This is a genomic window from Staphylococcus sp. EG-SA-2 (assembly GCF_017152085.1).
The window spans coordinates 1-9,435 of the sequence record NZ_JACYHC010001260.1; the positions used below are offsets into that span (position 1 = coordinate 1).

General features: G+C 33.4%; 13 protein-coding genes. All 13 read right to left on the reverse strand.

Translation table 11 applies throughout. The annotated features are described in order from the left end of the window. Positions 1-593, reverse strand: a 593-nt coding sequence (locus IDG60_RS20360; protein ID WP_206161121.1) for a site-2 protease family protein, incomplete at its 3' end; no start/stop codon positions are given. A gap of 211 nt (positions 594-804) precedes the next feature. Next, positions 805-1,587, reverse strand: a complete 783-nt coding sequence (locus IDG60_RS20365; RefSeq protein WP_000868413.1) for a phosphatidate cytidylyltransferase — start codon at positions 1,585-1,587, stop codon at positions 805-807. A 6-nt stretch (positions 1,588-1,593) separates the two neighbouring features. Then, positions 1,594-2,364: an isoprenyl transferase gene (locus IDG60_RS20370; RefSeq protein ID WP_000473699.1), complete on the reverse strand. Its 771-nt coding sequence runs from the start codon at positions 2,362-2,364 to the stop codon at positions 1,594-1,596. A gap of 372 nt (positions 2,365-2,736) precedes the next feature. Further along, on the reverse strand, positions 2,737-3,291 hold the full coding sequence (gene frr, locus IDG60_RS20375) for a ribosome recycling factor (protein ID WP_001280006.1): 555 nt from the start codon (positions 3,289-3,291) through the stop codon (positions 2,737-2,739). Between the two features lie 18 nt (positions 3,292-3,309). After that, positions 3,310-4,032 (reverse strand): UMP kinase, encoded by a 723-nt coding sequence (gene pyrH, locus IDG60_RS20380; protein ID WP_000057330.1) that lies wholly within the window; start codon positions 4,030-4,032, stop codon positions 3,310-3,312. A 136-nt stretch (positions 4,033-4,168) separates the two neighbouring features. Further along, entirely contained in the window at positions 4,169-5,050 is an 882-nt protein-coding gene (gene tsf / locus IDG60_RS20385) for a translation elongation factor Ts (RefSeq protein ID WP_000201392.1), read from the reverse strand. A gap of 34 nt (positions 5,051-5,084) precedes the next feature. Next, positions 5,085-5,198 (reverse strand): hypothetical protein, encoded by a 114-nt coding sequence (locus IDG60_RS20390; RefSeq protein ID WP_001789890.1) that lies wholly within the window; start codon positions 5,196-5,198, stop codon positions 5,085-5,087. Positions 5,199-5,231: 33 nt separating this feature from the next. Then, a complete protein-coding gene (rpsB, locus tag IDG60_RS20395; protein ID WP_000268484.1) occupies positions 5,232-5,999 on the reverse strand; it encodes a 30S ribosomal protein S2 in 768 nt (255 codons plus the stop codon). A 198-nt stretch (positions 6,000-6,197) separates the two neighbouring features. Next, a complete protein-coding gene (locus tag IDG60_RS20400) occupies positions 6,198-6,272 on the reverse strand; it encodes a hypothetical protein (RefSeq protein ID WP_031761472.1) in 75 nt (24 codons plus the stop codon). A gap of 73 nt (positions 6,273-6,345) precedes the next feature. Continuing rightward, positions 6,346-7,119 carry a GTP-sensing pleiotropic transcriptional regulator CodY gene (gene codY, locus IDG60_RS20405; RefSeq protein WP_000055337.1) on the reverse strand — a complete coding sequence of 258 codons (774 nt, stop codon included), beginning with the start codon at positions 7,117-7,119 and terminating at the stop codon, positions 6,346-6,348. A gap of 24 nt (positions 7,120-7,143) precedes the next feature. Further along, the gene (gene hslU, locus IDG60_RS20410; protein WP_000379048.1) at positions 7,144-8,547 is read right to left on the reverse strand and encodes an ATP-dependent protease ATPase subunit HslU; all 1,404 of its coding nucleotides are present in this window, start codon (positions 8,545-8,547) and stop codon (positions 7,144-7,146) included. Positions 8,548-8,612: 65 nt separating this feature from the next. Beyond that, on the reverse strand, positions 8,613-9,158 hold the full coding sequence (hslV, locus tag IDG60_RS20415) for an ATP-dependent protease subunit HslV (protein ID WP_000072681.1): 546 nt from the start codon (positions 9,156-9,158) through the stop codon (positions 8,613-8,615). Then, positions 9,155-9,435: tyrosine-type recombinase/integrase (locus tag IDG60_RS20420; RefSeq protein WP_206161122.1), on the reverse strand; the 281-nt coding region annotated here is incomplete at its 5' end. The genes IDG60_RS20420 and hslV, both read right to left, overlap by 4 nt.

A 9,435-nucleotide genomic window follows, 5' to 3' on the forward strand; every position in this document is an offset into this window, starting at 1 on the left:
CCTTGATAATATGCAAGACCAATAAATAGGACTAAAGCTAATATAAAGTTAAATAACGGTCCCGCAAATAATGTTAAAAATTTCGGCCATGGCTTTTTATGTGCAAATTGTCTGTCTCTCGGAGCAATTTGAACTAAGCTACCATTTTCAACAAAGAAAGACTTTCTAGCAATTTTAAAATGATGTCTTTCATTATCATAAGCAGTGATACCTTCTATGAATAAGTCATCCTTAAAATCACATTTTTTAACTTCGATTGCTTCAATTTGTTGAAACTTATGATGATCATCTAATATGATATGTGTTATTTCATTTTCTTCATTCAGTTTAATTTTAACGTTCATACCGGGCTCGACTGGTGGCTCTTCTAAGCCATCTCCTGCCATACGAACATATCCACCAACAGGCAATAACCTAATAGTGTAAAGTGTTTCATTTTTTCTAAAACTAAAAATTTTTGGCCCCATACCGATCGCAAATTCTGGACACATAATGCCTGCTCTTTTCGCAAAAAACATATGTCCATATTCATGAACAGTTACTAGTACACCAAAAACAATAATAAATGCAATTATTGTAACTAAATAGCTCACTCGCTACACCTCGATTGTTTATAAATTTCTTTTATTTTAAAATTGATTGCTGTATACGTAACATAAGTCATTATAATATGATACTGACAAATCACAAAATATAACGTCTAATTTTCAAAGTTAATATTGCGTATAATTTTCAAAAGGAGTTCTGAGATTCATTAAATTATCTCAGCAACTCCTCTTTACGTTTATTGATTTGTTCTCAGCATTAAGATTGTATTAATAAAATATTTAATAATGGTAACACAAACATAAAGCTGTCAAATCGGTCTAAAATACCACCGTGTCCAGGTAGTATTCGACCTGAGTCTTTAACGCCGAAATGACGCTTAAATCCTGATTCCACTAAATCACCTAATTGACCAAATAAACTTAAAATCAATGTCACTCCAAGTAATATCCATACATTCATATTGAAATCTACAAAATATAACATTGCAAGAGGCACTATCAAACTACAGAACAAGCCACCTATGAATCCTTCGATTGTCTTATTCGGACTTATTACTGGCCAAAGCTTATGTTTGCCCATCATTTTACCAAATAAGTAAGCCCCTGTATCTGTAAGCCAAACAATTAAAAAGGCATATAATATGTAATGTAATCCTTCTGATCTCGTTTCATAAAAGAACATAAAACCAATGCCTACATAAGCCACAGACATTAAGCAAAATGCAGCATCCATAAAACTAAATCTGTTTTTAGATAAGACAGTATAACTTAATACAATAAAGCTCATTGCAATTAAACTTTTTAATTGAATTACTTGTACCCATGGCCCTGCATGTTGTGGCAACATAATGATGATAAGACCAACTGCACTAATTAAACCAGGAACTGAAACAAATTTAATCATATTCATATTCAACAATTCTTTTAATGCAATCAATGCTAATATATTAGCAAATATCATTAACACAAGGCCGCCTTTTAACAAGATAGGCAAGAATACGATTAAGGCAATAATAGCTGTCAGCGTTCTAACTTTCATACTATACTACTCCTCACTCAATCCGCCAAAGCGTCTTTGACGTGACTGATAAATTTTTATACATTTAATTAATTCATCTTCGTCAAAGTCAGGCCATAATTTTTGATTAAAGATAAATTCACTATACGAAACTTGCCAAATCAAGAAATTACTTATTCTTTGTTCTCCTGAAGTACGAATTAACAACTCTGGATCAGGATAGTCTTTTGTCATTAAATGATTGTTTATATATGTTTCATCTATGATATCACTATTTAAACCTTGTTGATGAAGCTCGTCAAACATATTTTTAATACTATGAACAAGTTCTGCTCTGCCACCATAATTAATTGCAAATATTAATTTTAAGCCGGTATTATTAGCTGTCTTTTCTTTAGCATTATTAATTGCTTCTATCGTTGATTTTGGCAACTTATCAGTAAATCCAATTGTTTCAACTTTGACATTTTTTTCAATTAGTTCCGGTAAGAATGTCTTTAAGAAATTGACAGGCAAATTCATAATATAATTTACTTCACTTTCAGGTCTTGACCAATTTTCAGTGGAAAAGGCATATAAAGTTAAGTACTTAACACCAATATCACTAGCTATCCTAGTAATTTTTTTTATTGTTTGCATACCTTCGTAATGGCCTTTAATTCTAGGCATTTTTCGCTTCTTAGCCCATCGCCCATTACCATCCATAATAATAGCGATATGTTCAGGTATATTAGACGAGTCTAATTCTTCATTATAATTATTTATAGTGTTCTTTTTATTTATTAGCTTTTTAAACATGGTCTTTCCTCCGAGCCTGATCATCTCTGTCATATAATATAAGTTACTAAACAATCATTATCATTTTATCATACTCATTTAATGCATTGAATAAGCAAATAAAAAAACTGTACCAAAGTCTGACTCGGTACAGTTTACACCAGAAATGTGACATACATACTGAGGTTAAAAATTACATAACTTTATTATAGCAATATACCTAATGCCTATTATTTATAAAGTATATGTTTAATTAACTTGTTTAAACACCATTTTTATGCTCATTGTGAATTTAAATTATCACATGCATCTTTGATTTAATTAAACATGCCCATTTTAAATGTTACATTATCGTTTAATACTGGCATTTTAATATGTCATTGTATATTAGTTTTATACTGACATAATATCTTTTTCTTTATCAGCAATCATTTGATCAATTTCTTTTATTGAATTGTCTGTTGCTTTCTGAACATCTTCAGTACCACTTCTCAACTCATCTTCAGTAATGTCGCCATTTTTTTCATCTTTTTTCAACTGATCATTCATATCACGACGAATATTTCGAACAGATACTTTAGCTTCTTCACCAATTTTCTTAACATCTTTAACGCGCTCTTTTCTACGCTCTTCTGTTAAGGCAGGTACTGCAATACGTATCACTTCACCATCACTTGTTGGGTTGACACCTAAGTTAGCCGCTATTATCGCTTTTTCGATGTCAGCTACAGAAGTTTTGTCGTATGGAGAAATAACAAGTAAACGTGCTTCTGGAACATTGATGCTTGCTAATTGTTGTACAGGTGTTGGTGCACCATAGTAATCAACTGTTACGCCGTTTAATAAATTTGAATTAGCTCTTCCTGCACTGATATTAGCTAATTCACGTGATAAGCTTTCGATTGATTTTTGCATTCTTGATTTAGTTTCATTAATAATGTCACTCATTATTTTACACCTCTAAATTTATTTTGTAATTAACGTACCTATCTTTTCACCCATAACAGCACGTTTAATATTTCCTTCTTCCATAATAGAGAAAACAGTTAACGGAATGTTATTATCCATACAGAATGAGGATGCTGTTGAATCCATTACTTGTAAACCTTCTTGAAGCATTTGAATATGCGTTAAATGTTCATATTTTACCGCATCTTTGTTTACTTTAGGATCTGCAGAATATACACCATCTACATTATTTTTGCCCATTAAAATAACATCTGCTTCAACTTCTGCAGCACGTAATGCCGCTGTAGTATCTGTAGAGAAGTATGGGTTTCCAATACCTGCAGCAAAAATAACTACGCGTTTCTTTTCTAAGTGTCTAATTGCACGACGACGAATATAAGGTTCAGCCACTTGCTTCATTTCAATAGATGTTAATACTCGTGTATCACAATCCAATTGTTCTAAACTATCTTGTAATGCTAAGGCATTCATTACAGTTGCAAGCATACCCATGTAATCAGCAGTTCCACGGTCCATACCTAAGTCACTACCTGTTTTACCTCTCCAAATGTTTCCGCCACCAACGATTACTGCGATTTCACAGTCCATTTTAGCAACTTCAGCCACTTGCTCAGCAACACTTTTAATAATTACTGGATTTATGCCAAATCCTTTTTCTCCAGCTAACGCTTCACCACTTAGTTTCAAAACTACACGTTTATATTTAGAAATTTGAGCCATTTTCTTATCCTCTCTATCGTGAATATATGTAACATATACAAGTAAAGAAGACACAGTTGTCGTTTTATTAGAATGATTTACATTTTAATAAAGCAACATTAAAGGTGTCTTCTTCCTTGTTTTACTTTATGACAGATTATTTCATTTGTCCTTTAACTTCATCCGCAAAGTTTTCTTCGCGTTTTTCCATACCTTCGCCTACTTCATAGCGTACGAAGTCAACAAGTTTTCCACCTTTTGTTTTTAAGAAAGCTTCAACTGTTACATCAGGGTTTTTAACGAAGTCTTGATCTACAGCACAAATTTCTTGTAAGTATTTACGTAAACGTCCTTCCACCATTTTTTCAACGATGTTTTCTGGTTTACCTTCATTTAATGCTTGTTGTTTTAAAACTTCTCTTTCGTGGTTGATTTCTTCTTCGCTAACTTGTTCAGAAGAAACATATTTAGGGTTGATTGCAGCGATATGCATAGCAACGTCTCTTGCTGCTTCTTCGTCAGTTGAACCTTCAACAACTGTTAATACACCAATGCGTCCACCCATGTGTAAGTAAGCGCCGAAAGCATCGTTATCAGTTTTAGTTCTGATAGCAAAACGACGAACACTTAATTTTTCACCGATTGTTGAAATTGCTTCTTTAATTCTTTCATCAACTGATTTACCATTTGGTAAAGTTGTTTCCATTAAAGCTTCAACAGTTTCAGCTTTTGTATCTAATACTTGATTAGCGATTTCTTTAACTAACTCTTGGAATCCTTCGTTACGAGCAACAAAGTCTGTTTCAGAGTTGATTTCAACGATAACTGCGTCGTTACCTTTAGTTTCTACATGTACTAAACCTTCAGCCGCAATACGGTCTGCTTTTTTAGCTGCTTTAGCAATACCTTTTTCACGTAGGTAATCAATCGCTTTATCGATGTCACCATCAGTTTCAGTTAGCGCTTTTTTACAATCCATCATACCCGCGCCAGTTTTTTTACGTAATTCTTTAACAAGTTTTGCTGAAATAGTTGCCATTCATTATTCCTCCAATAAGTTATCATTTTATATATTATGATTTTAGCATTATTATAGGCAAGATTGCCAATACTCTAATTGAATATTTGTAATTTGCCTCGATTTTCTTTTTAAAAAAGGTGATAAGCATTAATATCTTATCACCCATTTAAACTATATCTAAGTCAGATTCAACAGTTGATTATTCTTCAGTTGCTTCTGTTTCTTCTGATTTTTCTTTTTCATCTAAATCGATGTTTTGTTCTGCAGCTACTTCTTCATTAGAAACGCCTTGTTGACCTTCTAAGATTGCATCTGCCATTTTAGCAGTTAATAATTTAACCGCACGGATAGCATCGTCGTTTGCTGGGATAACGTAGTCAATTTCGTCAGGATCACAGTTAGTGTCAACGATACCTACGATAGGAATATTTAATTTACGAGCTTCAGCAATTGCATTACGCTCTTTACGTGGGTCAACTACGAATAATGCTTGAGGCATTGATTTCATATCACGAATTCCGCCTAAGAATTTGATTAAACGGTCGTATTCTTTTTTAAGTTCTACTACTTCTTTTTTAGGTAATACTTCGAATAAACCATCTTCTTCCATTTTTTCAATTTCAGAAATACGTTTGATTCGTTTTGAGATTGTTTTATAGTTAGTTAATAATCCACCTAACCATCTTTGGTTAATGTAGAATTGACCAGCACGTTCTGCTTCAGATTTAACTGATTCTTGTGCTTGTTTTTTAGTTCCTACGAATAAGACTTGTCCACCATCTTCTGAAACTTGTTTCAAGAAGTTGTATGCCTCGTCTACTTTTTTCACTGTTTTTTGTAAGTCGATGATATAAATACCATTTCTCTCAGTGAAGATATATTTTTTCATTTTTGGGTTCCAACGACGTGTTTGGTGACCGAAGTGAACACCCGCTTCTAGTAATTGTTTCATTGAAATTACTGCCATTATAAATTCCTCCTATTGGTTAATTACCTCCATAGCAAACTATTGTAAAGACAATATATAAATATTGCACCCTTTACACAATCACGTTTGATATGTGTGTATTGGCTTTATAGCCGAAAATAAATATAACATAATGCCGTGTCTAAAGCAAATGTTTTTCAAGCATTTTTCCATAAATTTAAAGGTAATTCTATCAAGTTAATGTGAAATATCAATTTGATTGAAAATTAGACAAAAATAAAGAAATGACTTCAACATAATCATCAAAGTCATTTCGTTGAGTTGACTACTGCCAAGATAACATCGTCACGACTAGGACATTGAATTATGTCCCAGACTCATCGACTTATTTACTTTTTTCTAATTCATCTAAGAATTTTTCTTTTTTAACTTTAATGAAAGTACCTTTCATTCCTAAAGAACGTGATTCAATTACACCAGCACTTTCTAATTTACGTAGTGCATTTACAATTACAGATCTAGTAATACCAACTCTATCTGCAACTTTTGATGCGATTAATAGGCCTTCCGTACCGCCAAGTTCTTCAAAGATATGTTCAATCGCTTCTTTTTCAGAATAAGATAATGAATTAATTGCCATTGTAATAGCAGCTTTATCGCGCGCTTCTTTTTCTACTTCACTATGCTTCTCACGTAAGATTTCCATACCAATAACTGTAGCAGCATATTCACCTAGTACCAAATCATTTTCATTAAAATCATCATGTACTCGACCAAGTACTAATGTACCTAATCTTTCTCCTCCACCTAAAATTGGGAAGATAGTTGTACGACTATCTATGAATAATTCTCTGTTTTCAGGTGGAAAAACTGTTAATACATTGTCGATATCAATATTTGATTCTGTTTGTTTAACTTCCATTAATCGTTCTGTATATTCACTTGGGATATGTCTTTCTTCCAACATTTGAATAATTCTTTGACTTTTTAATAATTCATTTAGACTCGACCCTAAAATTTTACCTCGACGCGATACAATAAATACATTTGTTACAGTTACGCTACTAATCGTTTGTGCTACATCTTTAAAATCAACCGCAATACCTTTGTGTTTTTGAAGTAACGTGTTTAACTCTCTCGTTTTAGATAATAAGCTCATGAATTTTTCTCCTTTTGTATATTTTTATAGAATAAATGCACTTAAATCTTTATTTGTTGAAATTGATTTTAATTTATCATCAACATATTGTGGGGTAATATCTACAACTGCATTCGGCATACTTGGTGCTTCGAATGATAAATCTTCTAGCATCTTTTCTAAAATTGTATGAAGTCGACGTGCACCAATGTTGTCTGTATCTTGATTTACTTGATAAGCAATCTCAGCTAAGCGAGTAATTGCTTCATCGGTAAAGTTTACAGTAACTTCTTCTGTTTGAAGCAATGCTTCATATTGTTTAATTAATGACAATTTTGGTTCTGTCAAAATTCTTACAAAATCTTCTACCGATAAACTATCAAGTTCAACTCTAATCGGAAAACGACCTTGCAATTCTGGTATCAAGTCACTCGGCTTAGATACATGGAAAGCTCCAGCACCTATAAACAGCATATGTTCAGTATTCACAGTACCATATTTGGTTTGAATAACGCTACCTTCAAGTATAGGTAAAATATCTCTTTGAACACCTTGTCTTGAGACATCTTGACCACTATTATGATTATTCGTCGCAACTTTGTCGATTTCATCTATAAAGATGATACCCATTTGTTCTGCTAATTCAAGCGCTTCTTGGTTAGCGCTTTCTTGATCAATTAGTTCATCCGCATAAATATCAGCTAAGATTTTCCTTGCCGTCTCAACAGCAACTTCTCGCTCAACTTTCTTTTTAGGCATTAATTGATTCATCATCTCTTGCATTTGCTGATTTTGATTTGTACCTAGCATACCTAAAGCACCAGGATCTTGTTCGACTTTAATTCTTACCTTTTCTTTTTCAAGTTTGCCTTCTTCTAGCTGTCTCTTAATTTCAGAACGTTTTGTTTTAATTTCCTCAGTAGGTGGTTCTTCTTCATCTTCGTTATTTTGTCCGAAATTTGGAATTGCACCTCCGAAAAGTGACTCTAAAGGATTATTCGTTTGAGACGCTTTCTTTTTCATACTTGGAACTAATAACTTAACAAGTTTTTCATTGGCCTTAGCTGTTGCTTCATCTTGTACCAATGATTTTTTCTGTGCCTTGACTAATCTTACTGAAACATCAACAAGATCTCTAACCATACTTTCAACATCTCGTCCTACATAACCTACCTCAGTAAATTTAGTAGCTTCTACTTTTATAAATGGCGCGCCGACAACTTTGGCCATTCTTCTTGCAATTTCAGTTTTACCAACGCCGGTTGGTCCAATCATCAAAATATTTTTAGGTGAAATTTCTTGCTTTGATTCCTCATCTAATAAACTTCTTCTGTATCGATTACGTAGGGCAATTGCCACTTTACGTTTAGCATCATTTTGTCCAACGATATATTCATTTAATTTAGATACGATTTCTTTTGGAGTTAATCTTATTCCAGCTGTATCCATTAATTTCATTCCTCCGTCTTTTAACTAAAATTAATTGGTCGTAATTATTTATCGTGCTCTGATTATTATAGTGTTTCAACAACAATATTATCGTTGGTAAAGACACAAATATCAGCCGCTACTTTCAAGCTCTCATATGCCATTTCTTCAGCAGACAAATGCGATGCATGGCGTTTCAATGCACGTCCTGCGCTTAATGCGTAGTTGCCCCCTGATCCAATAGCGATAAGGTCATCATCTGGGGCAATAACTTCGCCAGTTCCACTGACAACTAAAATAGCATCTTTATCCATTACAATTAGCATAGCTTCTAATTGACGTAATTGTTTATCGCCTCGCCATTCTTGTGCCAATTCAACAGCAGCTCTTTCTAAGTTACCACTAAACTGTTGTAATTTTGTTTCAAATTTTTCAAATAACGTAAACGCATCTGCTACACTACCTGCGAAACCAGCTAACACTTTACCTTCATATAAACGTCGCACTTTTCTTGCCGTTTGTTTCATGATGACTTGTTGACCAAGCGTTACTTGTCCATCTCCAGCCATAGCTGCTTTCCCATTATGTCTTACAGCATAAATTGTTGTTGCATGTAATGTTGTATTACTCATGTTTCATTCTCCTTTTTCGCTCGAGGATGTGCATTTAGATACACTTTTCTTAATTGTTGGTTAGATACGTGTGTATATTTACCAGTTGTTGACAAATTAACATGACCTAATAACGATTGTACTGTTCTTAGGTCTGCACCTTGATTCAATAAATGCGTTGCAAATGTATGTCTGAGCTTGTGGGGATGAATCTCACTTACGCCTGCTGTTCGTTTAACAATATCATTTAAAACATATCGTACACCGCGTTCAGTGATTGCTTCACCCTTCATATTTA

Excerpts from the sequence above, each read along its gene's own strand:
- IDG60_RS20365 (WP_000868413.1), bottom strand. The coding sequence starts at position 1,587 with ATGAAAGTTAGAACGCTGACAGCTATTATTGCCTTAATCGTATTCTTG.
- IDG60_RS20370 (WP_000473699.1), bottom strand. The coding sequence starts at position 2,364 with ATGTTTAAAAAGCTAATAAATAAAAAGAACACTATAAATAATTATAAT.
- frr (WP_001280006.1), bottom strand. The coding sequence starts at position 3,291 with ATGAGTGACATTATTAATGAAACTAAATCAAGAATGCAAAAATCAATC.
- pyrH (WP_000057330.1), bottom strand. The coding sequence starts at position 4,032 with ATGGCTCAAATTTCTAAATATAAACGTGTAGTTTTGAAACTAAGTGGT.
- tsf (WP_000201392.1), bottom strand. The coding sequence starts at position 5,050 with ATGGCAACTATTTCAGCAAAACTTGTTAAAGAATTACGTAAAAAAACT.
- IDG60_RS20390 (WP_001789890.1), bottom strand. The coding sequence starts at position 5,198 with ATGGGTGATAAGATATTAATGCTTATCACCTTTTTTAAAAAGAAAATC.
- rpsB (WP_000268484.1), bottom strand. The coding sequence starts at position 5,999 with ATGGCAGTAATTTCAATGAAACAATTACTAGAAGCGGGTGTTCACTTC.
- codY (WP_000055337.1), bottom strand. The coding sequence starts at position 7,119 with ATGAGCTTATTATCTAAAACGAGAGAGTTAAACACGTTACTTCAAAAA.
- hslU (WP_000379048.1), bottom strand. The coding sequence starts at position 8,547 with ATGGATACAGCTGGAATAAGATTAACTCCAAAAGAAATCGTATCTAAA.
- hslV (WP_000072681.1), bottom strand. The coding sequence starts at position 9,158 with ATGAGTAATACAACATTACATGCAACAACAATTTATGCTGTAAGACAT.